At 59.3% G+C, this 24,710-nt stretch carries 26 protein-coding genes; 10 read left to right on the forward strand and 16 right to left on the reverse strand.

Annotated features, from left to right (window positions below):
• Positions 1 to 86: 86 nt before the first annotated feature.
• From ACIO0C_RS16190 to ACIO0C_RS16200, 3 genes are read right to left on the reverse strand one after another with little or no spacing between them, the layout of a single operon-like run.
• Positions 87 to 989 (reverse strand): acyltransferase, encoded by a 903-nt coding sequence (locus tag ACIO0C_RS16190; protein WP_401313690.1) that lies wholly within the window; start codon positions 987 to 989, stop codon positions 87 to 89.
• Positions 990 to 3,089: a phosphate acetyltransferase gene (gene pta / locus ACIO0C_RS16195; RefSeq protein ID WP_401313692.1), complete on the reverse strand. Its 2,100-nt coding sequence runs from the start codon at positions 3,087 to 3,089 to the stop codon at positions 990 to 992. It abuts the gene before it with no gap.
• Positions 3,090 to 3,149: 60 nt separating this feature from the next.
• Positions 3,150 to 3,476: a DUF3565 domain-containing protein gene (locus ACIO0C_RS16200; RefSeq protein ID WP_401313694.1), complete on the reverse strand. Its 327-nt coding sequence runs from the start codon at positions 3,474 to 3,476 to the stop codon at positions 3,150 to 3,152.
• Between ACIO0C_RS16200 and ACIO0C_RS16205 the strand changes: the two genes are divergently transcribed.
• The 3 genes from ACIO0C_RS16205 (at position 3,445) to ACIO0C_RS16215 (ending at position 5,834) form a co-directional block, all read left to right on the forward strand.
• Positions 3,445 to 3,930, forward strand: coding sequence for a peptidylprolyl isomerase (locus tag ACIO0C_RS16205; RefSeq protein WP_008026954.1), 486 nt, complete (start codon positions 3,445 to 3,447; stop codon positions 3,928 to 3,930). The two genes, ACIO0C_RS16200 and ACIO0C_RS16205, sit on opposite strands and share 32 nt — an antisense overlap.
• Before the next feature lie 123 nt (positions 3,931 to 4,053).
• On the forward strand, positions 4,054 to 4,536 hold the full coding sequence (locus tag ACIO0C_RS16210) for a glutathione peroxidase (protein ID WP_180205722.1): 483 nt from the start codon (positions 4,054 to 4,056) through the stop codon (positions 4,534 to 4,536).
• 194 nt (positions 4,537 to 4,730) lie between these two features.
• Positions 4,731 to 5,834, forward strand: coding sequence for an NADH:flavin oxidoreductase (locus tag ACIO0C_RS16215; RefSeq protein WP_401313697.1), 1,104 nt, complete (start codon positions 4,731 to 4,733; stop codon positions 5,832 to 5,834).
• A gap of 87 nt (positions 5,835 to 5,921) precedes the next feature.
• On the opposite strand, the gene ACIO0C_RS16220 is transcribed toward ACIO0C_RS16215, so the two are convergent.
• Both ACIO0C_RS16220 and cysZ read right to left on the reverse strand, forming a co-directional pair.
• Positions 5,922 to 7,121, reverse strand: coding sequence for a glycosyltransferase family 4 protein (locus ACIO0C_RS16220; RefSeq protein ID WP_401313699.1), 1,200 nt, complete (start codon positions 7,119 to 7,121; stop codon positions 5,922 to 5,924).
• Between the two features lie 39 nt (positions 7,122 to 7,160).
• A complete protein-coding gene (cysZ, locus tag ACIO0C_RS16225) occupies positions 7,161 to 7,913 on the reverse strand; it encodes a sulfate transporter CysZ (protein ID WP_401313700.1) in 753 nt (250 codons plus the stop codon).
• Positions 7,914 to 8,226: 313 nt separating this feature from the next.
• Here cysZ and trxB point away from each other — a divergent pair, with 313 nt between their 5' ends.
• A complete protein-coding gene (gene trxB, locus ACIO0C_RS16230; RefSeq protein ID WP_033042914.1) occupies positions 8,227 to 9,183 on the forward strand; it encodes a thioredoxin-disulfide reductase in 957 nt (318 codons plus the stop codon).
• An 80-nt stretch (positions 9,184 to 9,263) separates the two neighbouring features.
• Here the strand turns inward: trxB and ACIO0C_RS16235 are convergent, their stop codons facing one another.
• From ACIO0C_RS16235 to ACIO0C_RS16265, 7 genes are all read right to left on the reverse strand, one after another.
• Complete coding sequence (locus ACIO0C_RS16235; protein ID WP_401313703.1) at positions 9,264 to 10,514, reverse strand: aspartate aminotransferase family protein; 1,251 nt, start codon at positions 10,512 to 10,514, stop codon at positions 9,264 to 9,266.
• A gap of 220 nt (positions 10,515 to 10,734) precedes the next feature.
• Entirely contained in the window at positions 10,735 to 11,073 is a 339-nt protein-coding gene (locus ACIO0C_RS16240; RefSeq protein ID WP_401313704.1) for a HopJ type III effector protein, read from the reverse strand.
• A complete protein-coding gene (locus ACIO0C_RS16245) occupies positions 11,066 to 11,362 on the reverse strand; it encodes a DUF1244 domain-containing protein (protein ID WP_046820524.1) in 297 nt (98 codons plus the stop codon). Before ACIO0C_RS16245 ends, ACIO0C_RS16240 begins: the two co-directional genes overlap by 8 nt.
• A 99-nt stretch (positions 11,363 to 11,461) precedes the next feature.
• On the reverse strand, positions 11,462 to 11,842 hold the full coding sequence (gene folX / locus ACIO0C_RS16250) for a dihydroneopterin triphosphate 2'-epimerase (protein WP_401313706.1): 381 nt from the start codon (positions 11,840 to 11,842) through the stop codon (positions 11,462 to 11,464).
• 2 nt (positions 11,843 to 11,844) lie between these two features.
• Positions 11,845 to 12,420 (reverse strand): GTP cyclohydrolase I FolE, encoded by a 576-nt coding sequence (folE, locus tag ACIO0C_RS16255; RefSeq protein ID WP_401313707.1) that lies wholly within the window; start codon positions 12,418 to 12,420, stop codon positions 11,845 to 11,847.
• 19 nt (positions 12,421 to 12,439) lie between these two features.
• Positions 12,440 to 13,150 carry a dihydromonapterin reductase gene (gene folM, locus ACIO0C_RS16260; protein ID WP_401313709.1) on the reverse strand — a complete coding sequence of 237 codons (711 nt, stop codon included), beginning with the start codon at positions 13,148 to 13,150 and terminating at the stop codon, positions 12,440 to 12,442.
• Between the two features lie 53 nt (positions 13,151 to 13,203).
• A complete protein-coding gene (locus tag ACIO0C_RS16265; protein WP_401313711.1) occupies positions 13,204 to 13,773 on the reverse strand; it encodes an antibiotic biosynthesis monooxygenase in 570 nt (189 codons plus the stop codon).
• Between the two features lie 211 nt (positions 13,774 to 13,984).
• On the opposite strand from ACIO0C_RS16265, the gene ACIO0C_RS16270 reads away from it, so the two are divergent.
• The gene (locus ACIO0C_RS16270) at positions 13,985 to 14,944 is read left to right on the forward strand and encodes a MerR family transcriptional regulator (protein WP_401313713.1); all 960 of its coding nucleotides are present in this window, start codon (positions 13,985 to 13,987) and stop codon (positions 14,942 to 14,944) included.
• A gap of 12 nt (positions 14,945 to 14,956) precedes the next feature.
• Here ACIO0C_RS16270 and ACIO0C_RS16275 read toward each other — a convergent pair whose 3' ends face one another.
• Positions 14,957 to 15,562, reverse strand: coding sequence for a hypothetical protein (locus tag ACIO0C_RS16275; protein ID WP_401313714.1), 606 nt, complete (start codon positions 15,560 to 15,562; stop codon positions 14,957 to 14,959).
• Between the two features lie 54 nt (positions 15,563 to 15,616).
• Positions 15,617 to 16,093 (reverse strand): PAS domain-containing protein, encoded by a 477-nt coding sequence (locus tag ACIO0C_RS16280; protein WP_401313716.1) that lies wholly within the window; start codon positions 16,091 to 16,093, stop codon positions 15,617 to 15,619.
• 102 nt (positions 16,094 to 16,195) lie between these two features.
• On the opposite strand from ACIO0C_RS16280, the gene ACIO0C_RS16285 reads away from it, so the two are divergent.
• The 4 genes from ACIO0C_RS16285 to ACIO0C_RS16300 all read left to right on the forward strand — a co-directional run bounded on the left by ACIO0C_RS16285 (position 16,196) and on the right by ACIO0C_RS16300 (position 19,808).
• Entirely contained in the window at positions 16,196 to 16,651 is a 456-nt protein-coding gene (locus ACIO0C_RS16285; protein WP_401313718.1) for a flavodoxin, read from the forward strand.
• A gap of 168 nt (positions 16,652 to 16,819) precedes the next feature.
• Positions 16,820 to 17,602, forward strand: a complete 783-nt coding sequence (locus tag ACIO0C_RS16290; RefSeq protein WP_401313719.1) for a class II aldolase/adducin family protein — start codon at positions 16,820 to 16,822, stop codon at positions 17,600 to 17,602.
• Positions 17,602 to 18,504, forward strand: coding sequence for an alpha/beta fold hydrolase (locus tag ACIO0C_RS16295; protein WP_401313721.1), 903 nt, complete (start codon positions 17,602 to 17,604; stop codon positions 18,502 to 18,504). The genes ACIO0C_RS16290 and ACIO0C_RS16295 overlap by 1 nt, the downstream gene beginning before the upstream one ends.
• A gap of 392 nt (positions 18,505 to 18,896) precedes the next feature.
• On the forward strand, positions 18,897 to 19,808 hold the full coding sequence (locus ACIO0C_RS16300; protein ID WP_401313722.1) for an SDR family oxidoreductase: 912 nt from the start codon (positions 18,897 to 18,899) through the stop codon (positions 19,806 to 19,808).
• Positions 19,809 to 19,861: 53 nt separating this feature from the next.
• Here ACIO0C_RS16300 and ACIO0C_RS16305 read toward each other — a convergent pair whose 3' ends face one another.
• Both ACIO0C_RS16305 and ACIO0C_RS16310 read right to left on the reverse strand, forming a co-directional pair.
• Positions 19,862 to 20,122: a bacteriocin immunity protein gene (locus ACIO0C_RS16305; protein WP_401313724.1), complete on the reverse strand. Its 261-nt coding sequence runs from the start codon at positions 20,120 to 20,122 to the stop codon at positions 19,862 to 19,864.
• Positions 20,119 to 22,200, reverse strand: a complete 2,082-nt coding sequence (locus ACIO0C_RS16310) for an S-type pyocin domain-containing protein (RefSeq protein ID WP_401313725.1) — start codon at positions 22,198 to 22,200, stop codon at positions 20,119 to 20,121. The genes ACIO0C_RS16305 and ACIO0C_RS16310 overlap by 4 nt, the downstream gene beginning before the upstream one ends.
• A 700-nt stretch (positions 22,201 to 22,900) precedes the next feature.
• On the opposite strand from ACIO0C_RS16310, the gene ACIO0C_RS16315 reads away from it, so the two are divergent.
• Positions 22,901 to 24,694 carry a DUF1302 domain-containing protein gene (locus ACIO0C_RS16315; RefSeq protein WP_401313727.1) on the forward strand — a complete coding sequence of 598 codons (1,794 nt, stop codon included), beginning with the start codon at positions 22,901 to 22,903 and terminating at the stop codon, positions 24,692 to 24,694.
• Positions 24,695 to 24,710: the final 16 nt, after the last annotated feature.

Below are 24,710 nucleotides of genomic sequence, written 5' to 3' on the forward strand. Positions count from 1 at the left end.
GCAAGCCAGCTCCCACAGTTTTTGTGAGCGCCGCCCATCATTGTGGGAGCTGGCTTGCCAGCGAAGAGGCCATGACAGACACCTGATTACTTGGCTGGATATTCGCGATGCATCTGTCCCAGCAACGCATCCTTGTCCTCCCACAGCTGATTGATCCAGCCCTGGAACTGCAATCGATACTCGCCATCCTGGTCATAGTTCTTGCCAACGAACTGCGGCGGAACTTTCAGCTCTTCAAAGTGCACCACCACATCCGCGACATTCCCGCACAACAAATCCCAAAAACCGGGGCGCCCGGCCGGGTAGTGGATGGTCACATTGACGATCGACTCCAACTGTTCACCCATGGCATCCAGCACAAAGGCAATGCCGCCCGCCTTGGGTTTGAGCAGGTACCTGAACGGTGATTTCTGCTGGGCATGCTTGCCTTCGGTAAAGCGCGTGCCTTCAACGAAATTGAAAATGCCCACCGGGGTATCACGAAACTTCGCACAGGTCTTGCGCGTGGTTTCCAGGTCCTTGCCTTTCTTCTCCGGGTGCTTTTCCAGATAGGCCTTGGAGTAGCGCTTCATGAACGGAAAACCGAGCGCCCACCACGCCAGTCCAATCACCGGCACCCAGATCAACTCCTGCTTGAGAAAGAACTTCAATGGCTGGATACGCCGATTGAGCACGTATTGCAGCACCAGGATGTCGACCCAGCTCTGATGGTTACTGGTGACCAGGTACGAGTGCTGGTAGTCGAGGCCTTGCAGGCCGCTGACGTGCCAGCGAGTGCGACGGACCAGGTTCATCCAGCCTTTGTTGGTGCTGATCCAGGCTTCGTGGGTATGGCTCATCAACCAGTGTGCGATGCGTTGGGTGAGCGCGAACGGCAGTACCTTGAACAGCGCCACACAGAACAGGAAGGAGCACAGCAAAATCGTGTTCAGCGCCAGCAGCAGCGCAGCAATCACTCCGCGCAAAAACGCGGGTAGGAAATCCAGCATTTACACATCCATAGGTCGGTTGGCAGCTTGAATCGCGGTCAAGGCGATGGTGTAGACGATGTCGTCGACCTGCGCGCCGCGCGGCAAATCGTTTACCGGTTTGCGCAGGCCCTGGAGCATCGGCCCGAGGCTGACGCAGTCTGCACTGCGCTGCACGGCTTTGTGCGTGGTGTTGCCGGTGTTCAGGTCGGGGAACACGAACACCGTGGCGCGACCGGCCACCTGGCTGTTCGGCGCCAGTTGCCGGGCCACGGTTTCGTTGGCGGCGGCGTCATACTGCAACGGACCGTCGATCAGCAGCGAGTTTTGCTGTTCATGGGCGAGCAATGTCGCTTCGCGGACCTTCTCGACTTCCTCTCCGCTGGCCGACTCACCGCTGGAATAGCTGATCATCGCTACACGTGGGGTGATGCCGAATGCCGCCGCCGAGTCGGCGCTTTGCAGGGCGATCTCAGCCAGTTCTACGGCGCTCGGGTGCGGGTTCATCACGCAGTCGCCGTAGACCAGCACTTCTTCGGGAAACAGCATGAAGAACACCGACGACACCAGGGTGCAGCCCGGCGCGGTCTTGATCAGTTGCAGGGCTGGGCGAATGGTATTGGCAGTGGAGTGAATGACGCCCGATACGAGGCCGTCGACTTCATCCAGCGCCAGCATCATGGTGCCGATCACCACAGTGTCTTCCAGTTGCTGCTCGGCCATCGGTGCATTGAGGCTTTTGCTTTTGCGCAGGGCCACCATCGGCTCGACGTAACGCTCGCGAATCAGGTCAGGGTCGAGAATTTCCAGCCCGGGCGGCAGTTCGATGCCTTGCGCACGGGCCACGGCTTCGACATCTGCAGGCTTGGCCAGCAACACGCAACGGGCAATGCCACGGGCCTGGCAGATGGCAGCGGCTTGTACGGTCAAAGGTTCGCTGCCTTCCGGCAGGACGATGCGCTTGTTGGCGGACTGGGCGCGCTGGATCAATTGATAACGGAACACCGCTGGCGACAGGCGCATTTCCCGCGGGGTACCGCAGCGCTGGTGCAGCCAGTTGGCGTCCAGGTGGCTGGCGACGAAATCGGTGATGATCTCCGCACGCTCGCGGTCGTCGATCGGGATTTCCTTGTTCAGGCCGTTCAACTGGTTGGCGGTGTCGTAGGAACCCGTGCTCACCGACAGTACCGGCAGTCCGGCCTGCAAGGCGCCTCGGCAGAGGTCCATGATGCGCGGGTCGGGCAGGGTGTCGCTGGTCAGCAACAGGCCGGCCAGCGGCACGCCGTTGATGGCCGCGAGGCTGACGGCGAGGATGATGTCATCGCGATCGCCGGGGGTCACCACCAGCACGCCGGGCTTGAGCAGCTCCACGGTGTTGCGCATGGTGCGCGCGCAAATGATGATGTTGGTCATGCGCCGGGTTTCATAGTCGCCGGCGTTGAGCACTTGCGCGCCCATCAGGTCGGCCACGTCGCGCGTGCGCGGGGCGTTCAGTTCCGGGCGGAACGGAATGCAGCCCAGCAGGCGGAAATCGCCACTGCGCAATAGTGGTGAATGTTCCTTCAGGCGCGCGGCAAAGGCCTCCATGCTTTCGTCTGTCTTGACCTTGTTAAGGATCACGCCGAGGACTTTCGGGTCTTTCGGGCCGCCAAACAACTGCGCCTGCAGTTCCACGCGACCGGATAATTCGGTCAGCACTTCGTTTTCCGGCGCCGACACCAGGATCACCTCGGCATCAAGACTCTTGGCCAGATGCAGATTGACCCGCGCGGCATAGCTGGCACTGCGGGTTGGCACCATGCCCTCCACGACCAGCACGTCCTTGCCAATGGCGGCTTGCTGGTAGAGGGTGATGATTTCTTCGAGCAGTTCATCGAGCTGGCCGTCACCGAGCATGCGCTCGACATGGGCCAGACCCAGCGGCTGTGGTGGTTTCAGGCCGTGGGTGCGGGCTACCAGTTCGGTAGAGCGCTCAGGGCCGGTATCACCTGGATGGGGCTGGGCAATCGGCTTGAAAAAGCCGACTTTCAGGCCGGCGCGCTCGAGGGTACGTACCAGCCCGAGGCTGATGGAGGTCAGACCCACGCCAAAATCGGTGGGCGCGATAAAAAAAGTTTGCATGCGGATTCTCTAAAGGTGCATGGCAATGGTGACGGCCTATGACTGGCCAGCTACCGAAATTCAGTCGCCAAGGTTATCGCTAACCGAGCCTTGTGCGCACCAACCGCAATCAAAGGGCTGGCCTATTTTTTCCTGGCGCTGCAACGGGTCCAGGACCCAGGCCCGGGATTGCCAGGGCGGCTGGTGGCGCAGGTGCTGCGTGTGGCCGCAGGAAAGCTCCACCACCCAATGGCCGTCTTCGTCCTGATGGAAGCCTGTGATCGTCGAATCCCGTCTGTCCGGGTTGTGTTCGCTTTCGGGCGATTGCTTCGCTAAACTGGGTCTTTCAATATTCTTATGCAAAAGGTCTCGCCCCATGCTGATCGCCGCCAATAAGGCTGTCTCCATCGACTATACCCTGACCAACGACGCTGGTGAGGTCATCGACAGCTCCGCCGGCGGCGCGCCGCTGGTCTACCTGCAAGGCGCAGGCAACATCATTCCGGGCCTGGAAAAGGCGCTGGAAGGCAAAGCAGTCGGCGACGAGCTGACCGTGGCCGTTGAACCGGAAGATGCCTATGGCGAGTACGCTGCCGAACTGGTCAGCACCCTGAGCCGCAGCATGTTCGAAGGTGTCGACGAGCTGGAAGTGGGCATGCAATTCCACGCTTCCGCTCCAGACGGCCAAATGCAGATCGTGACCATCCGTGATCTGGACGGCGACGACGTCACCGTTGACGGCAACCACCCGTTGGCTGGTCAGCGCCTGAATTTCCAGGTCAAGATCATCGCCATCCGTGATGCCAGCCAGGAAGAAATCGCCCATGGCCACGTCCATGGCGAAGGTGGCCATCACCACTGATTTCTGCGCTAAGCTCAGATAGCTGGAGAGGCGCCCCGAGGGCGCCTTTTTAGTCTGCGGCTGTTCCAGGCGACACCACCAAGTGGCTGTTTTAGAGAAGTACACGGGAATCTGGAGTACGTCATGAGTGCTTTTCACGAACTTAATTTGACAGCCCTGGATGGTCAGGCGCTACCTCTGGCGCCTTTCAAAGGGCAGGTCGTGCTGGTGGTCAACGTGGCCTCCAAATGCGGCTTGACGCCACAGTACGCGGCGCTGGAAAACCTCTACCAGCAGTTCAAGGGTAAAGGCTTCAGCGTGCTGGGCCTGCCGTGCAACCAGTTTGCCGGTCAGGAACCAGGTACCGAGCAAGAAATAAAGGACTTCTGCAGCCTCAACTATGGCGTGACCTTTCCGTTGTCCAGCAAGCTGGAAGTCAACGGTCACGATCGTCATCAGCTGTACAAGTTGCTGGCGGGCGAAGGCGCTGAGTTTCCCGGTGATATCACCTGGAATTTCGAGAAGTTCCTGTTGGGTAAAGATGGGCGTGTGCTGGCGCGGTTCTCGCCACGTACGGCTCCGGACGATCCGAGCGTGGTTCAGGCGATCGAGAAAGCCCTGGCCTGATCGATCAAGATCAAAAAGATCGCAGCCTTCGACAGCTCCTACATTGGAATGCGTTTCCTGTAGGAGCTGCCGAAGGCTGCGATCTTTTTGCTTCTGTCTTTTGACACTCAATCACCAAAATCAATAATGCTGTTCAAGGCACTTCACTCTCAATATTATCGTCGTCATAAAGTCATTCTTCGTGGAGCGTCCCCATGCCCGTCAAAGCCTTGTTCAAACCGTTCCACCTCGGCACCCTTGAATTGCCGACCCGCGTCGTCATGGCGCCGATGACTCGCTCGTTTTCACCGGGCGGCGTCCCCAATTCCAAAGTGATTGAATATTACCGTCGTCGCGCAGCGGCCGGCGTTGGCTTGATCATCACTGAAGGCACCACTGTTGGGCACAAGGCTTCCAACGGCTACCCGAACGTACCGCATTTCTATGGTGAAGCCGCGCTGGCTGGCTGGAAAAAAGTCGTCGACGCGGTACACGCCGAAGGCGGCAAGATCGTTCCGCAACTGTGGCATGTCGGCAGTGTTCGCCGTATTGGCACCGAGCCGGACGCCAGCGTGCCGGGTTTTGGCCCGTCGGAAAAAGTGAAAGATGGCAATGTCGTGGTTCACGGCATGAGCAAGCAGGATATTCAGGATGTAATCGCCGCATTCGCCCAAGCGGCCAAGGATGCGCAGAGCATCGGCATGGACGGCGTGGAAATCCACGGTGCCCACGGCTACCTGATCGACCAGTTCTTCTGGGAAGGCAGCAACCAGCGCACCGACGAGTATGGCGGCAGCCTGGCCAACCGTTCGCGTTTCGCCATCGAATTGATTCAGGCGGTACGTGCGGCGGTCGGTGAAGGATTCCCGATCATCTTCCGTTTCTCCCAGTGGAAGCAGCAGGACTACACCGCGCGTCTGGTGCAAACCCCTGAGGCGTTGGGCGAGTTCCTCAAACCCTTGGCCGACGCTGGCGTGGATATTTTCCATTGCTCGACACGCCGCTTCTGGGAGCCGGAGTTCGACGGTTCCGAACTGAACCTGGCGGGCTGGACCCGCAAGCTCACTGGCAAGCCGACCATCACCGTGGGCAGCGTTGGTCTGGACGGCGAGTTCCTGCAGTTCATGGTCAACACCGACAAGGTGGCGCAGCCGGCTAGCCTGGAAAAACTGCTGGAGCGTTTGAACAACGACGAGTTCGACCTGGTGGCGGTTGGTCGTGCGCTTCTGGTGGATCCGGACTGGGCGCAGAAAGTGCGTGACGGCCGTGAGGAAGACATCCTGCCGTTCAGTCGTGAGGCGTTGATGACGCTGGTTTAAGCAGCTTCCAGAAGGGCCTCTTCGCTGGCAAGCCAGCTCCTACAGATCGCCGCTGAATTTGTAGGCGCTGGCTTGCCAGCGAAGCTTTCAAGGCAGCAACGCAGCACCGGGCAATGCCTGCCCCTGCACACAAGCCCCCCGCAACTGCCCCTCGAACTGCTCGATGATCGCCGCCCAACCTTGCCGACTGGCATGCTGACGCGCATTGAGCCGTACGCAGCGCAAGGTTTCACGCTTCTCCAGCAGCCACGTCGCGGCATCACAAAATGCCTCTTCATCCCCCGGCATCGCCAGCACGCCGTTGTAGCCATGACGAATATGCTGCGCCGCTGCCGCCTGGTCGTAAGCCACCACCCCCAGTCCAGAGGCCAATGCCTCAAGCACCACATTGCCGAAGGTCTCGGTCAGGCTTGGGAACAGAAACACATCCCCGGACGCATAGTGACTGGCCAGGGCTTCACCGCGTTGCGTCCCGCAGAAAATCGCCTCGGGTAACTCGCTTTCCATCAGCTGCCTTTGCGGGCCATCGCCCACCACGATCAGTTTAAGAATGCGCTGTGGATAAGTGGCCTTGAGCGTATCGAAACAGCGTTTGAGCAAACCGAGGTTTTTCTCCGGTGCCAAACGGCCTACATGGATAACGGCAATGTCCTTCTCGCCCAGTCCCCATTGCTCGCGCAGCGCATTCAAGCGTTTGCTTGGGTGAAACAACTGGCTGTCGACGCCGCGGGACAGCAACGCCAGGCGCTCGAAATGCCGGCGTTCCAGCTCCATGCGCTGGCTGACACTGGGCACCAGGGTCAGGTTCGAGCGATTGTGGAACCAGCGCAAATAGTGGGTCAGCAACCGAGTCAGCAAGCCGAACCCATACTGGCTGGAGTACTGCTGGAAGTTGGTGTGAAATCCGCTCACCACTGAAATACCCAGGCGTCGTGCAGCGCGCAATGCCGACAACCCCAAAGGCCCCTCGGTGGCGATATACAGCACATCCGGGCGATGGCGCTGCCAGCGTCGCAGCAGCTTGTGCATCGACGACTGCCCCCATTGCAACCCGGGATAACCCGGCAGCGGCCAGCCCCGGCACAGCAACAACCCATCGTCACTGCTCGCCGATTGATCGCAACCCTGGCGTGGTCGCACCAATTCCACTTGATGCCCGCGCGCGCGCAAACCGTCGCACAGGCGCCCAAGGGTATTGGCAACGCCGTTGATTTCCGGAGGGAAGGTTTCGGTGATCAAGGTGATATGCAGGGCTGTCGTCATGGCCTCAGTGTGGGCTGAGGCCATGTCGGCGTTGTGACGGTGAGATGATGGATTTGTGACCGACTAGCGTTGGGTCACCAGATTTTCCGCTCCCCGCTCACGCACCCAGAACAAGGTCGCCCCGGCCACGGCCGCCGGCATCATCAGGATATTCACCACCGGAATCAGCAACACCAGATAAACACTGCCGCCGAAACTCATGCTCTGCCAGCGCTTCTCGCGCAGCCAGGCGAGCATCTCGTTCCAGCCGAGCTTGTGGTTATCCGCCGGGTAGTCGATGTATTGGATCGCCATCATCCACACCCCGAACAGCAGCCACAGCGGCGCCGCGATGATGTTCACCACCGGGATGAACGAAAGGACGAACAGCCCGAGTGCCCGGGGCAGGAAATAACCGAGCTTGCGCATTTCCCGGGCGAAGGTACGCGGGATCATGGCGATCAGCTCCCCCCAGCTGAAGGCCGGGAAGTCGTCCGTGCCGCGTACCACCACTTCGACTTTTTCCGCCAGGAAACCGTTGAACGGCGCAGCGATGATATTGGCCAGCATGGTGAAGGTGAAGAACACCATCAACACCACCAGCACCACGAACAACGGCCACAGCACATAGTTGAGAAAACCCAGCCACTCGGGCAGGGATGGCATCAGCGTATCGACCCACAGGCTGAACTGATGGCCGGCCAGGTAGATCAATCCGACGAACAGCACCAGGTTGATGGCCAGCGGTAACAATACGAACAAACGCAAACCGGGGCTCAGGACCAGCTTGAGGCCTTCGCGCAGGTATTGCGGGCCGGACAGAACGGGGGCGGGCATAACGGGCTCCGGACAATGGGAAACGCGCCGACCTTACCGGCTTTGCCTGGCAGGCGAAAGCGCGACATCGACATCGACATTAACTGTAACAAAGGCGTCCTGATTATCGCTCAGTGGAGATAGAGACCACCTATGAGCTGGATTGTTAAACCGTATTTCCTTAATCTTCGCCCCCTCGATACGCTGCACCCAATCTTTTACAGGACGATCGAGTTCAAGCCTTCCCCAAGTGCTTTCAATCGTTCTTTTTTATTCCCGCCGGTCAGCCGGCGTTCCGCGCCAGGTATTCCGGGCCGGTCAACAGGAGCAGGTCATGTCTGAAGTCCGTCATTCGCGAGTGATTATTCTCGGTTCCGGCCCTGCCGGTTACAGCGCCGCGGTCTATGCCGCCCGTGCCAACCTCAAGCCACTGCTGATCACCGGCATGCAGGCCGGCGGTCAACTGACCACCACCACCGAAGTCGACAACTGGCCGGGCGACGTCCACGGCCTGACCGGCCCGGCGTTGATGGAGCGGATGCGTGAGCACGCCGAGCGCTTTGAAACCGAGATCGTTTTCGATCACATCAATGCCGTGGACTTCGCCGCCAAGCCTTACACCCTGACCGGCGACAGCGCGACCTACACCTGCGACGCCCTGATCATCGCCACCGGCGCCAGCGCTCGTTACCTGGGCCTGCCATCGGAAGAGGCGTTCATGGGCAAAGGCGTTTCGGCCTGCGCGACGTGCGACGGTTTCTTCTACCGCAACAAGCCTGTGGCTGTGGTCGGTGGCGGCAACACCGCTGTCGAAGAGGCCCTGTACCTGGCCAACATCGCCAGCACCGTGACCCTGATCCACCGTCGCGAAACCTTCCGCGCCGAGAAGATCCTGATCGACAAGCTCAATGCCCGCGTGGCCGAAGGCAAGATCATCCTGAAGCTGAACGCGACCCTGGACGAAGTCCTGGGCGACAACATGGGCGTGACCGGTGCCCGTCTGAAAAACAACGACGGCAGCTTCGACGAAGTGAAAGTCGACGGCGTGTTCATCGCCATCGGCCACACTCCGAACACCTCGTTGTTCGAAGGCCAGTTGACCTTGAAAGACGGCTACCTGGTCGTGCACGGCGGCCGTGATGGCAACGCCACTGCGACCAACCTCGAAGGTATCTTCGCCGCCGGTGACGTGGCTGACCACGTCTACCGCCAGGCGATCACCTCCGCTGGCGCCGGTTGCATGGCGGCACTGGATGCCGAGCGTTACCTGGACAATCTGCAGAACGCTTGATTCTGCGTCCAAAAAAAACCGGCTTCGGCCGGTTTTTTTGTACCTTCGCAAAATGCACACTCCTGTGTAGGAGCGGTGGATCAGGTTAATTTCTGCAGGCACGCTTCAAGGATGTCGAGACCTTCCTCCAGCACCGTCGTCTGGGTCGTCAACGGCGCCAACAGCCGAATGATGTGGCGCGATTTGCCGCTGGGCATCAGCAACAACCCGGCGTCCCGGGCCAGGGCCAGCAGTTGCGTCAACTGCGCCGAAGCCGGTGTGCCGTCGGCCTTGATCAACTCGATACCGCGCATCGCACCCACGCCCGTCAAGCGACCCAGGTACGGCGACAGGCTGTTCGCGCGCCAGGTTTCGTAGCGACTGACAATCGCTTCCTCCTGTTGCGAACCCCAGGCTTGCAGATTGGCGTCGGTCATTTCGTCCAGGGTCGCGAGCGCGGCGGCGCAGGCGATCGGGTTGCCGGAGTAAGTGCCGCCGAGCCCACCCTTGGGCAAGTTGTCCAACAACGACTTGCGCCCGACCACCGCGCCCAGTGGAACGCCGCCAGCGATGCTTTTGCCCAGCAGGATCAGGTCCGGTTCGATGCCCAGTCGCGAGAACGCAAACCGCTGGCCAGTGCGGCCGAAGCCAGACTGGATTTCATCGGCGATCAGCACAATGCCTTTTTCGTCGCAAAACGTGCGCAGCGCCTGGGCGAACTCGACATCCATGGCCAGGAAACCCGCTTCGCCCTGCACCGGTTCGACGATAAAGCAGGCCACGTCCTCGACGTCGATCTCGACGCTGAATAGACGCTCCATGGCTTTAAGGGCCTCGACACAGGTCACGCCGTTGTCCCGGCTGGGGAACGGCAGGTGATACACCGGCCCTGGCAGTACACCGATTTTCTGTTTGTATGGCGCAACCTTGCCATTGAGGTTGAGGGTGGCCAGCGTTCGACCGTGGAAGGCGCCATCGAAGGCGATGACGGCTGTGCGGCCTGTAGCGCCACGGACGATCTTCAGCGCATTCTCCGCCGCTTCTGCGCCGCTGTTGGTGAGCATGCCGCTGACCGGGTAATCCACCGGAATGAATGCCGTCAGGCGATCCATGAGATCAAGATAGGGGGTATGGGGCGCGGCATTGAAGGCGTAGTGGGTCAGCCGGGTGGCTTGTTCGCGGATGGCGTCGACGATGCGTGGATGGCAATGGCCGAGGTTCAATACACCGATACCGCCGACAAAGTCGATGTAACGTTTGCCATCGGTGTCCCAGACCTCGGCGTTTCTGCCGTGGCTGAGGGTGACAGGGTGAACGATATTGATCGACTGACTGATGGTTTCGCTGCGCATGGCTGACCGGCTCGGAAGAAGGAAGGCTTCTTTTTATCTAAGCCGGGAGCAGCGGTGCCCGGCAAACGAAATAAAGTCGCCGGGTTAATCTTTAAAGTCGGGAAGTGGTTTCAAGCACGGTTGAATCTGTAGGAGCTGGCTTGCCAGCGAAGGCGTCCGCAAGAATGACGCAAGACTCAATGGACCTTTCGCCGGCAAGCCGGCTCCTACAGGATCTCGGTTATCGGCGGGTCAGGGGTTGCTGGGTGAACTTTACGCCCGCCAGGCCATGGGCGATCAACGCACGGATATTGCCGTGATCGCTGCCTTCAGGCGTGGCCAGCACCGAACGGTAATGCTCGCCGAATGCCAGCAGCGCTTCTTCATCGCTCAGGCCTTCCAGCAGGGCCAGGCCCAGGGTCTTGCACGAACCTTCGTTCTGCCCGGCGGCGTTTTCCACGCCGCCATTGTTGAAGGCCTGAGGCTGGTAGTCATAACCGGCGGCGATGAACGCCAGGGTATCGGCGAAGGCGTGTTCGCCGCTCTTGAGGCTGGCGCGCAGGGTGTTCAAATCACTCATTGGGTTTTCCTTTGGCGAACGCCGCTTGTTGTTCGGCGCTGGCTTCTTGCTGAAATTGGGCTTTCCACTCGGCATAGGGCATGCCGTAGACCACTTCGCGGGCTTCATCGAGGCTGACCTCGATCTGGCGTTCATCGGCTGCTGCCTTGTACCACTTGGACAGGCAGTTGCGACAGAAACCGGAGAGGTTCATCAGGTCGATGTTCTGTACATCCTTGCGGCTGTCCAGGTGGGCCACCAGCCGGCGGAAGGCGGCGGCTTCGAGCTCAAGGCGTTCTTGATCGGTCATGGGGGTCTCTGCAAGACAGCTTCAAGCGGCAAGCTTCAAGCTGCAAGATGGTTGGCGGTGCGGTGAAGTTTACAGCTTGGCGCTTGAAGCTTGTAGCTGTTACGCAGTAGCCCGACTCGCTGCAAGCGTTATCGACACCGACTCGGCGAATCGCAGGGCGTGGGGCTTGTCGACTTCGACTTCGGCGTACAGCACCGAATCGTTGGCCATGACCAGGTCCAGCAGCTCCTGGGTCAGGCGTTCGAGCAGGGCGAAGCGATTGCCTTCCACGTGCGCGATGATCGCCTTGGTGATGGTGCGGTAGTTCAGCGCGTGATCGATATCGTTGTCGCGCACCGCTTCCTGGGCGGCATAGAGGATGGTCAGGTTGATCAACACATCCTGCTTGTTGAGGATCTCGTCTTCGTTGATGCCAATGTAGGTGCGCAGGCACAGGTCCTTGACCCGGATGCGCGCCATGCCTGGTTGAAGTTGTGGCATTGCTACTTGCTCCGTCCAATCAATTGCAGGAACTCCTGGCGGGTGTTGCTCGAATCGCGGAAGGCGCCGAGCATCACCGAGGTGTTCATGGTCGAATTCTGTTTCTCGACGCCGCGCATCATCATGCACATGTGCTGCGCTTCGATGACCACGGCGACGCCTGCCGCGCCGGTCACCTCTTGCACGGCGTCGGCGATTTGCCGGGTGAGGTTTTCCTGGATCTGCAGGCGACGGGCGAACATGTCCACCAGCCGCGCAATCTTCGACAGGCCCAGCACCTTGCCCGTTGGAATATAAGCCACATGCGCCTTGCCGATGAAGGGCAGCAGGTGATGTTCGCAAAGTGAATAGAGTTCGATGTTGTCGACGATCACCATTTCATCGTTGTCGGAAGCGAACAAGGCGCCGTTGATGATTTCCTCGACACTCTGCTCGTAACCGTGACACAGGTACTGCATGGCCTTTGCCGCGCGCAGCGGCGTGTCACGCAGGCCTTCGCGGTCGGGGTTTTCACCGAGACCGATGAGGATCTCGCGATAGTTCTGTGACAGGCGGTTCTGGGGTAGGGAAAGCGTCATGGAAGATCCTCAGGGACACTTATTTGATGTGCCTTCCGCCGTTGACGGTCAGGGTCGTGCCGGTGACATAAGGGTTATCGAGCAAATAACGCAGGCTCTGGTAGATCACTTCGCTGCCGGGTTCGATGCCTAGCGCGGATTTGGCCAGTACCTTGGCGCGATAGGCGGCATCGTCGTCGGCATTGAACAGTAGCAGGGCGGGCGCGATTCCGTTGACCTTGATGCCGGGTGCGTATCGGGCGGCGAAGGACAGGGTCAGGCTGTCGAGCCCGGCTTTGCTGGCACAGTAGCCGATGTGCCGGCTGCTGCCCTTGCGGGTCACGTCATCGCTGATGTGCACGATGTCGGCGGGGCTCGAGCGTTCGAGCAGGTCGGCGCAATGCAGGTTGATCAGGTAGGGCGCCAGCATGTGCACGTTGAACATGCGGGTGAAAGCCGTGGCGTCGGTGCCTGGGGTTTCGGCCAGCCATTCGGAGGCGTTATGGATAATCGCCCGCAGGCTGTCGGTGTGTGTTTTCAGTTCACTGATGAAGGTGAGGATCCCGGCTTCGCTGGAGAAGTCCGCGAACAGCCCAATGGCCCCCAGGTCGCGCAGGGTTTGTACGCCTGGACGTTCGCTGCGGTAACTGAAAATCACGCGATGGCCGTCTTCGAGCAATCGCTGCGCGCAATGCAGGCCGACACGCTGGCCGGCACCGGTGATCAGAATGGGGGCTGCGGAAGAGGTCATGAACGGCTCGCGTCGCGGTAAGAGCAAAACTATACCAGCGACGAGCCGTGAGCCTACAGGTTTTGGGTAGTCGGTTGCGCGGGCACTGGCCGTGCGGGCGCACTGTTCAGCCAGCTTGCAAGCAGGTATGTCGACAGCGGTATGAAGAAGTAGACCATCAACGGTGTCAGGCACAGGGTGCTGATCAGCACGCGAGGCAATAACGTCATCTCGCCAAGCAATGGCCCAAGCACAAAATTGAACAGCAGGGACACCGGAAAGAACGCGAGCCAGATCGCAACGGCCTGTTTCCAGCGTGGTGGGCGCTGTCCCGCCGCGCCGAACCAGCCTTCGATGCCGCTGACCCGATGTTCCGTCGGGTGGGCGAACAAATCGCTGCCACGGGCCAGCCAGGCAGTACGCGAAGCGGAATGTTCCCAGGCGTGCAGTGTCGGCTCGTCGGCAAAGCGGAAAATGATCTGGAATTCGTTATCATCTGGCGGCGGAGCGAGCACGCCGGAGCCCAGGTAACCGGGGAAGTCGGTGGCCAGTTGTTCGCCTTCGCGCAGCCAGACCATCAGGTCCTGATAGCGCCCATCGGCGACGCGACGCGCAACCATCAGCGTGACGGGGGAGGTAGACATCATGTATCTCCGTAAACAAATGCGTCGCTCCGGGTAGGAGTTTCGCCAGGCGCAGCGCCGGGGTGGTGGGCTGCATCTTGGGACAAGCAAGTATTATTCCTGATTCTACCTGCGACGTTAGTGACCTTGGTAACAATCAATGTCTTGAATCATCGAGGTGTAGCGGAGGTACAATAGGATTTGAACACAACACATGGATGTAGGTTTATCAATGCCTGTCTTGACTGACGTGGGCCCGAGTGTCTCACCAGCGCTTTCCCTGGAACGGGAAGAGCTTTTTCCGATACGCGAAGTGGCGCGCCTGACCGGTGTGAACCCGGTCACGCTTCGCGCGTGGGAGCGACGTTATGGCTTGATCGTGCCCACTCGCACCGAAAGTGGGCATCGCCTGTATTCGTTGACCGACATCGAGCGGGTCCGCAGCATCCTCAACTGGATCGAACGCGGTGTAGCGGTCAGCAAGATCGCCAAGATCCTGGCCAAGGCAGCGCCGTTACAGGCACTGGCGCACATCATCCCCAGCGATCTGGTGCAGGCCGATTATGCACAGTGGCAGCAACAGCTTGCGGCCGCGGTCAGTGCGTTTGACGACATCCGGCTGGAGCAGATCTACGGGCAGATTTTTTCCAGCTACTCCCAGTCGGTGGTTTTCCAGGACATCCTGCTTCCGCTGTGGAGGCAATTGCTGCAGCGCCAGGATACGTTTGGCCGGGCCAGCGAATGGTTGTTCCTCGATGGTTTCCTGCGTTCGCGGGTGGTGCAGCGCCTGCTGCTGATCCGTGACCGACACCCCAGACGAGTCATCGTCAGCGCCTTGGCAGGCCAGTGTCGCGAACTTGAGTTGTTGATCGCCGCCCTGTTCCTGGCCAATGATCAAATGGGGGTGCGGGTGCTGACCACCGGGCAACCGTTCGACGAACTGACTCTGGTCTGCGAGCGGATCAAGCCCCGGGCGCTGGTGCTGTTTTCCAACCACGTCCCTGCCCCTGACTTGCCCCGGCGCCTGAATCGCTTGGCGATGAGCCTGGATTGCCCCTTGTTGCTGGCCGGTGAGGCTTGTGACTTGGCGCAGGAAAGCCTTGCCGGGTCCCCGATCGGCTGCCTGGGCAACGAGGGTGTGGTGATGCGTCAGCGCCTGAATCAGTTTCTGGCCGGCAGCCTGGATACCTGATGTTCAGGGGGTTCAGAGGTGCAGGTGGGGATGGGTCAAGCGATGCTGTTGCAGGATGAACTGACGCAGGCGCTCGGTTTCGTCCAGGTCGTTCTGGCTCAACTGATAGGCATAGAAACCCTGTTCGGTTTCTTTTTCGAGGGTCCCGCGCAAGGCGATTCGCTCATAGCCTGAGGGGCTGAACCACAAGGCGAAATGCTTGGGCGCCTTGGTCTTGTTGCGAATCTCCAACAAAACCCCTTTGAACGATACCTCGTGCACCCACAGGGTGCCGGGTTGGCCCTTGGCGTTTTCCAGCGCCACTGGCTCGTCGAGCACCAACCGCCATGGCCGTACCGATGGCCCGCCCTCATAAATGCTGGGCACGCCCAGGCGCAGGTGCATGGCATGAAACTCGTCTTCCACCAGGTGCAGGGGGAAAGTCATTTGCTGGTTTTCGAAGTTGGCTTGAAGGGTCACTTGCTCATGCGCGGCCAGGCGCGTAAGCAGGTCACGGATCTGCGATCCACCATTGACGAGCAGGCTCGACGTCGCATCCCGCACATTCAGCTGCGGGTTGTGTTGCATGGTCTGGATGAAATCCAGCTCATCCTGGGTCAGGAGCGCGTCGCGTTGCATGGTGAGCTCGAAAGATTTAGTTACAGAGGCACTGGTGATTGTAGTTAATGACAATTAATTCGCGGTTTTGTTTTTGCCGTTCGTCGCTTTGAGCGCATCGAGTTCTGCCTGGACCTCGGCCAATTGCGCTTCGAGCTGCACCACTCGCAGTTGCGCTTTGACCTGGATAGTCACGTCCTTCTGCACGCCGATGAAATAAACCTGCCCGTCACTCGGACTTTTCACCGTCGAAAGCGACAGTTCGTTCCAGAACGGTGTGCCATCCTTGCGATAATTGCGCAAGATTTCCCGGCAGGCGCCTTCACTGTTCAGTGCGTCGCGAATCTTCGACAAGGCATCCTGGTCGCGGTCGCCTGACTGCAGGAAGCGGCAGTCCTGGTAGAGAATTTCTTCGCTGGTGTAACCGGTCAGGCGTTCGAACGCGGGGTTGACGTAAATCAGGATCTTGTCTTGATCGCCTTCCTTTTCGGCAATCACGATACCGTCGTTGGAGGCATTGATCGCCAGCTGCAGCAGTTTCGCGTTGATCATCGGTGAAACCCTTCCTTGTTGGTTGTCTGTGGGATTCTAAAAGAACAATGCAGACCGTGCTGTTAATATCCTGGTCTTTTACTCAGCTTCAGGATCAGATTGATGAAAGTCGCCATCATTTCCGGCTCGGTGTACGGTACGGCTGAAGAAGTTGCCCGCCACGCCGCCAGTATTTTGAAAAACGCCGGTTTCGAAACCTTCCACAACCCCCGGGCAAGCCTTGCCGATCTTCAGGCCTTCGGTCCCGGGGCCTTGCTGGCGGTCACCTCGACCACCGGCATGGGCGAGCTACCGGACAACCTGCAACCCCTGTACTCGACGATTCGCGACCTGTTGCCCGCTGCCTGGCGAGGCTTGCCGGGGGCCGTGATCGGCCTGGGCGATGCGAGCTATGGCGATACCTTTTGCGGCGGTGGCGAACTGATGCGGGAGTTGTTCGGTGAGCTGGGTGTTCGCGAAGTCCTGCCGATGCTGCGCCTGGATGCCAGTGAAAGCGTGACCCCGGAAACGGATGCCGAGCCCTGGCTGACAGAACTGGTCGACGCTCTGCGAGGCTGATCGACAACGCTGGTGCGACTGGCAGCCAGGCCATGGATCCCGACTCTTCGAGCCGCTGACTCGCTCGGCCATCAAGCTGGCTGCCAATGCAACTACGCGAACCTCGGAGGGTGACTAGACTCGGTAGTCATTGGAAACACTCCATAATAAAAACCGAGGTTCCTTGCCGTGAGCGTAGCCCCCGTCCAGTCCTCCTCCAGTGTCAAAGACCAGGTCAGCGCTGCCGAGTGGCAGACCCGCGTCGACCTGGCTGCCTGCTACCGCCTGGTCGCCCAGCATGGCTGGGATGATCTGATATTCACCCACATCTCCGCCAAGGTGCCGGGCACCGAAGACTTTCTGATCAACCCCTACGGCTTGATGTTTGACGAAATAACCGCGTCGAGCCTGGTCAAGGTCGATCAGACGGGCAACAAGTTGATGGACAGTCCCTACGAGATCAACCCGGCGGGATACACCATCCATAGTGCGGTGCATGAGGTTCGCCACGATGTCGTGTGCGTGCTGCACACCCATACGGCTTCGGGCGTGGCGGTGTCGGCGCAGCGACAAGGCATCTTACCGATCAGCCAGCAGTCGCTGTTTGTCCTGTCGAGCCTGGCGTATCACGCCTACGAAGGTGTTGCGCTCAATCACGAGGAAAAGGCACGACTGCAAGCCGACCTCGGCGCCAACAATTTCCTGATGCTGCACAACCACGGTCTGCTGACCTGCGGTGGCAGCATCGCCGACACCTTCCTGATGATGTTTATCTTTCAACGCGCCTGCGACATCCAGGTCATGGCGCAGAACGGTGGCGCCGAACTGATTGCCATCGAACCGCAGATTCTGGCGGGGGCCAAGGCGATGATCGCCGGCGTCACCAAAAGTGCTCAAGGAATGGGCGGAGCGCTGGCCTGGCCAGCGCTGCTGCGCAAGCTCGATAAACTGGACCCGGGGTATAAACTCTAATGCAGCTCGCCGAGATTCCCCTGAGTGTCTGGCGCAAGCGCAGCCAGACTTTCATGTTCCGTGGCCAAGCCATCCGTTACTGGACGGCGGGGCAGGGTGAGCCGTTGTTGCTCATCCATGGCTTCCCGAGCGCCAGTTGGGACTGGCATTACCTTTGGCAACCGTTGGCCCAGCGCTATCGGGTGATTGCCTGCGACATGCTCGGCTTCGGCGACTCGGCCAAACCGGTGGATCACGAGTACAGCCTGCTGGAGCAGGCCGATCTGCAACAGGAGTTGTTGGCACACCTGAAGGTCGAGCAGCCATTGCACCTGCTTGCCCATGACTACGGCGACAGCGTGGCCCAGGAACTGCTGGCCCGGCATTACGAAGCGCGCATCGACCTCGCCAGTTGCGTGTTCCTCAATGGCGGGCTGTTCCCCGAAACCCATCGCGCGGTGCTGATGCAAAAACTCCTGCTCAGCCCGCTGGGGTGGATGATTGGCCGTGCTTTCAGTCGCGATGGCCTGGTGAAGAGTTTCCGCCAGATCTTCGGCCCGCAGACTCGTCCCAGCGAGAGCCAGATGGATGATTTCTGGAGCCTGGTCGAAAGCAATCACGGGCCACGGGTCATGCATAAATTGATTGCCTACATCCCCGAGCGGCGAACCCAGCGCGAGCGTTGGGTTGGCGCGATGCAGCGTGGCGAAGTGCCGCTGCGGGTGATCGATGGCGAGGTTGACCCGGTCTCCGGTGCCCACATGGTCGCGCGTTACCGTGAGCTCATACCCAACCCGGACGCGATCCTGCTCAGCGACATCGGCCATTACCCACAGATCGAAGCGCCGTGCCAGGTGCTTAAGCACTACCTGGCATTCCGCGACCGAACGACCTCACCGCCGCTCAAGGTGGCTTGTTCGTAGGAGCCGGGCATGCCGGCGAAGGCGTCCTTGAGCATGGCGCCGCCCTTCCGGGTGCTATCGCTGGCAAGCCAGCTCCCACAGGGGGATCGCTTTCACCTGAGATCAGGCCGGCCGGCAGGCCGCCTCGCTTTGGCCCCCTCGAGAGGCCGAACGCCAGGGGCAAGAGCCCTTGGTTACTTGGGGCTTTTCCAAGTGACTCGCTGTAAGAGCGAAACCATAGGTGGCCGTTACCGCAGCAATGGATATGCACGCGGTAAACAAACAACAGGCCGCCTCGTGCTCATCATCCCCCAGCCTTATCGCACACCATTCAGCCTCCCCCCTGTTCATTGTGACCCGTAGCGCTGTGCCTGAAACTCCAAGGCAATGTCCCTGGCCTGCTGGAGTTCCCCATGAATGAGTCTGTGCGTTTCGAAGATAAAGTCGTGATCATCACCGGTGCGGGTGGCGGCCTGGGACGGGCGCACGCACTGCTGTTCGCCAAGCAGGGCGCCAAGGTTCTGGTCAACGACCTCGGTGGCTCGACCCAGGGCGAAGGCGCCAATGCCTCGGCGGCAGACCGCGTGGTCAACGAAATTCGCGACGCGGGCGGCACCGCCGTGGCCAACCATGACTCGGTCACCGACGGCGACAAGATCGTCCAACACGCCCTCGACGCCTTCGGCCGCGTCGATGTGGTGGTCAATAATGCCGGCATCCTGCGCGACAAGACCTTCCACAAAATGGAAGACGCCGACTGGGACCTGGTTTACCGCGTCCACGTCGAAGGCGCCTACAAAGTCACCCGCGCCGCCTGGCCGCACCTGCGCGAGCAAAACTACGGGCGGGTGATCTTCACCGCGTCCACCTCCGGCATCTACGGCAACTTCGGCCAGTCCAACTACGGCATGGCCAAGCTCGGCCTCTACGGCCTGACCCGCACCCTGGCCATCGAAGGCCGCAAGAACAACATCCTGGTCAACGCAATCGCCCCCACCGGCGGCACCCGCATGACCGAAGGCCTGATCCCGCCGCAAGTGTTCGAACAACTCAAACCGGAACTGGTCAGCCCACTGGTGGTGTACCTGGCGAGCGAAAACTGCCAGGAAACCTCCGGGCTGTTCGAAGTGGGCGGCGGCTGGATGGGCAAGGTGCGCTGGGAACGCAGCCTCGGCGCCGGGTTCGATCCACGGGTGGGGTTCTCGCCGGAAGATGTGGCGGCGCATTGGCAGCAGATTTGTGATTTCGAGGACGCGGCGCATCCGAAGGACAACATTGAGGCGCTGAAGGAGATGATGGGGAATTTGCAGAAATATTCGTTGTAAGAAATTGAAAAAGGGAGGCAAGTTTGAGTGCTTGCTCCCTTTTTTTACGTGTGTTATCCGGCTTTGAATCCGGTTTTTCCGTTATCTAGTCGCCACTGCTTTATTGCATTTATCACACCTTTCGGGCTGTCCTCAATGCCCTCTCTAGGGTCATACAAAATTCCTGTGCCATCGGGATGCTCTGAGGTGGTAACAATATTCTCAACAATTGCATCGTGTTCTTCTTCAGAAGCGTAATTACCTTCGAACAAACGTTCGACCAGAGCCATGTATTCGGCTTCTGTGTATTCTTCCAGTTTGCTCTTAAGAGTCATTCTTTCACTCCTTTTGCCTTTGTGTGAGTTTGGATGTGCGATTTGGGTGTCATTATTTGAAGGTTGTCCATGTCGTAGACTTCGCCGCCTTCCGCGATTGGGATGATATGGTGGATTTCGTACTTGATTCTCTTACCCACTTGATCTTGAGGAGAGGCGGCTGGGGCGAGACCCTGTTTCATGTCCATTTGCCTCAGTTTTGTAAACTGGCCGTTCAATAGCTCATCGTTACTCACAGCTTTCCAAAATTCGCTGCGGAAATTGTTAAATGTCGAAAATCTCCGTCCTCGGAGCTTATCTGCAATCTGCGCGGGAATCGGCGCACCTTCGGGCATTGAGGCAGTCCCCATCCAATTTCCAGATACTAACTGTCCTGAACCGTTAGATACACCAGGCTCGCTCCGCCGATCCCTGAGCATCACAAACTGAGGCGGAATACCCGAGTCAATCGGAAATACATAGACGAAGCCACCGAAGCTATAGAGATCCAGCTCCGGGTTTTCGTCGATCCTTCCTTCGAGGGCGGTTGCGGTAGCGCCGGTGTAGGGCGCGACGTCCGGTTGTGCCGCAGGAAGAGCTGTTGATGCATCGCCCGGGCTGACAATTGGCGTCCATGTCATGCCGGGCGACTGGGCGGTCGGGCTCTCGCTCCTGTAAACATTCAGAGCCGGATCGTAGGTCGCGAAACGCACCGGTACTTTGCGCGACACCGAGGTGCCATTGGTGGCTGCGACGGAAAACTCTGTGGTGTTATCCACAGACCGGGAGCCGATCGCGACCGGCAGTTCGATCTCCCCATTGGCCTGGGCGATGGCATGCAGTGCATCGACGTCGTAGGTCGTTAGATCCGAGAGCGGCACGCTCAAGACGGAAGGCGCTTTGTTGTCGCGTAGCGCGTAATAAACAAGCGCTGCGACGCCAACGACTATCACGACGCCTGACGCTGTCCCGACGGCTGCTGCCAACGCCGTGATTGCAGTGGCTGCGGCCGAACGCAGAGCAGTCCTGATCGCGAGGTTGGTGACCGCATCGACTGCCAGGGTTCCTGCTGCAACGGTGAACACCGGACCGCTTGCCGCCGCCGCGCCCGATACTCGAAACGCACGACTGCCCTTAGCGGCGTCAAGAGCCGCCATTGCATCTCGGAGCGCTTGCTCCTCCGCTTTCCGTTGATTTTCGAGCCGCAACTGCTCGGCTTGCCGTTGAACCTCGGCCTCGGCTTCCAGACGAGCCTGTTCAGCTGCGATGTAGCGTGTGGCAGCCTCAGCGGCAATCCGCGCCTGCTCGGCGGCCACTCGCTCGGCTTCTGCCAGTGCCGCTAACCGCGCCTGCTCTTGCGCATGGGCCAGTGCTTCAGCTTGTGCCCTGATGCGTGCCTGTTCCGCCGCTACACGTTGTGCTGCCTGTTCCGCGGCAACCCGGCGTTCTTCTGCTTGCGCACCAGCAAGTAGATTCTGTACGTGTACCTGCTGACTATTCAAAAGTTGAATGTGCTCTGTCAGCAGCTTTGCGGAGTAGCCAGCTTTAAAAGATGCAACCCATTTTGAATAGGCAGGGCCATAGGGCGTTACTGCCCCATCCAAAGCTTGAGCTCTGGCAAGGTAATCACCAATGGTTGTATTGAGTGGGCTGAGCCCGTAAAAGGAGTCGGCAAGTGACGTCTGCGTGTGCAGTTCAGTCGTCTTCTGCTGGGTTAGAATGTTTCTGATGTTCAGTTCGTGCTGGTATGCCTGTGCGGTTGTCGATACTGCGGCCGGGAACTGGGCTCTCAGGTTCGCCAGGTCAGCCTCGATTGCTACTCCTGAATTTGCGGAATTAACCGTATAGGCAGCTTTAACGGCGTTTTCCGTAGCTTTAATATTGTCCCGGGTTTCGCGCCTTAGTCCTTCTGTATTTGTAATCCCAGAGCCCATTCCTCCAGCTCGTGTTGGTGGAATGCGAAAACCACCACTTTGAGGATTTTTCCCTGGCATTGGTCGTGCTTCTATATAAGTTGTTGCTTCTATAATTCTGCCATCTTCATCTACTCGGATGTCAATTGGCGGCAGGGGCAACGGTGGTCCTTGTTTCTCTGACATTGGTTGATCTTCCTTGTGCGTGATTAATAGATGCTGCCGAATAATGCTACGTCAGGAATGTTTGGGACGGGTCTGAGGTGGTTGTGAGCTGTTACATATGAAGTTGAAAGGGGTTTCGCTGTATTAGGTGCGCAAGCAGGAAATTCCCTCGCATTAAAAGAAATTTCTTATGCAGTTATAGGGAGTATTTTGTAGGACGTGTTTTCAACTATAAGTGGATTGGTCGCTACCGCAAAAACCACCGCCCATAAAAAAGGCCGCTGCAAACGCAGCGGCCAAAGAAGACGTTGGATCCAGGAGCTACAAATCAACGTCGATGTACACGGGGTGATGACTCGATACGTTCAAATCATCTGAAATCTGTCGCGAACGGCGAAGGCGCAAAGCCTTTCGTTGCCTGGCGCTTTGCGGCTGTTTTCCCCAAAGCGCAAGGCAAGAATAAGACTTTGCCGGCAAAGGAAAAATAGCGATCACTGAGATGCACCGTTACCTCTGGCGCAACAGTCCTGCCTGGCAGCAGCGTAGACCATGTTTGCAATTGATGCCGCCACATCCAGTGCATCTATGCCCCCGCGTAATCCCCCGTTCCACGCAGGCAGTCATCCTTTGGAGCGACACCACGAATACCTCCTTGGTGCGCTTATCGACCCCGGCGTGCGGCAGTAGGGTGTGGCCTTCTGTCACTCACCGGGGAAGACGCATGACAAAAACAACAATGCGCGCCATCTTCACACCGCAGGCGTTGGCCGTTGCGGTGGCCTTGGGGTGCTGTGCCCAGGCGCAGGCGCTTTCATTCAACATTGGGGAAATCGAGGGCACGTTCGACTCTTCGTTGTCGGTCGGTGCGAGCTGGGGCATGCGTGATGCCGATGATGCCTTGGTCGGCATCGTCAACGGTGGCAGCGGGCAGGCGTCGACCGGTGACGACGGGCGGCAGAATTTCGGCAAGGGTGAAACCTTCTCGAAGATCTTCAAGGGCATTCACGACCTCGAGCTGAAGTACGGCGACACCGGTATGTTCGTCCGTGGCAAGTACTGGTACGACTTCGAATTGAAGGACGAAGACCGGCCTTTCAAGCCCATCAGCGATCACAATCGTAAGGAGGGAGCGAAGTCGTCGGGTGGGCAAATCCTCGACGCCTTCGTCTATCACAACTACTCCATCGCCGACCTGCCGGGCACGGTGCGCGCCGGCAAGCAGGTGGTCAGTTGGGGTGAAAGCACTTTCATCGGCAACTCGATCAACAGCATCAACCCGGTCGACGTGTCCGCCTTCCGCCGTCCCGGTGCGGAGATCAAGGAGGGCCTGATTCCGGTCAACATGCTGTTCGCCTCCCAGGGCCTGACGGACAAGTTGACGGTGGAAGGCTTCTACCAACTGGAGTGGGACCAGACCGTCGTCGACAACTGCGGCACCTTCTTCGGCGTCGACGTGGTGGCCGATGGTTGTAACAAGGGCTACACCGTGGCCAGCCCGGCCATTGCGCCATTGCAGCCGATCGCCGCTGCCTTTGGCCAGGGCTTCGAGGTCACCCGTGAAGGCGTGGTCGTTCCTCGCGGTCAAGACCGCGATGCCCGGGATTCCGGGCAGTGGGGGACCGCGCTGCGCTGGCTGGGGGATGACACCGAGTACGGTCTGTATTTCATGAACTACCACAGTCGTACGCCCAACGTCGGCACCACGACGGCCGGCCTGTCCACGCTGGCGAGCATTCCCGCAATTGTCGCGGCCGCCAACCGGATCGCTCCCGGTAGCGGCTCAGGCCTGGCGCAAAGCGTGATGCTCGGTCGCGGCCAGTATTACCTTGAATACCCGGAAGATATTCGCCTGTATGGCGCGAGTTTCTCCACCACCTTGTCCACCGGCACGGCGTGGACCGGCGAGATCAGCTATCGCCCCAACGCGCCTGTGCAGATCAATACCAACGACCTGACCCTGGCGATGCTCAACCCGATCGCCGGTGGCGCGGCATCGCCGATTGCGACTTCGCCTGGCGCCGACAACACAGGCTACCGCCGCAAGGAAGTGACCCAGGTCCAGAGCACCCTGACGCACTTCGTCGATCAGGTCGCGGGCGCAGATCGCCTGACCCTGGTGGGTGAAGCCGCAGTGGTTCACGTCGGCGGCCTGGAGTCGCGCAGCAAGTTGCACTACGGCCGGGACTCGGTGTACGGGCAATACGGTTTCGGCGGCGATACCGATGGTTTTGTGACCTCGACTTCCTGGGGTTATCGCGCCCGCGCCATCCTCGATTACAACAACGTCATCGCCGGGATCAATTTCCGTCCCAACCTGTCGTGGTCCCACGACGTCGCCGGCTATGGCCCCAACGGGCTGTTCAACGAAGGTGCCAAGGCCGTCAGCCTCGGCGTCGATGCGGACTACCGCAACACCTATACCGCAAGCCTCAGTTACACCGACTTCTTCGGGGGTGACTACAACGTGCTCGAAGACCGCGATTTCGTGGCGTTGAGCTTTGGCGTGAACTTCTGACCTGGCTGAAAGAGGA

It is taken from the genome of Pseudomonas sp. NPDC087336 (genome assembly GCF_044744285.1).
Lineage (GTDB): Bacteria > Pseudomonadota > Gammaproteobacteria > Pseudomonadales > Pseudomonadaceae > Aquipseudomonas.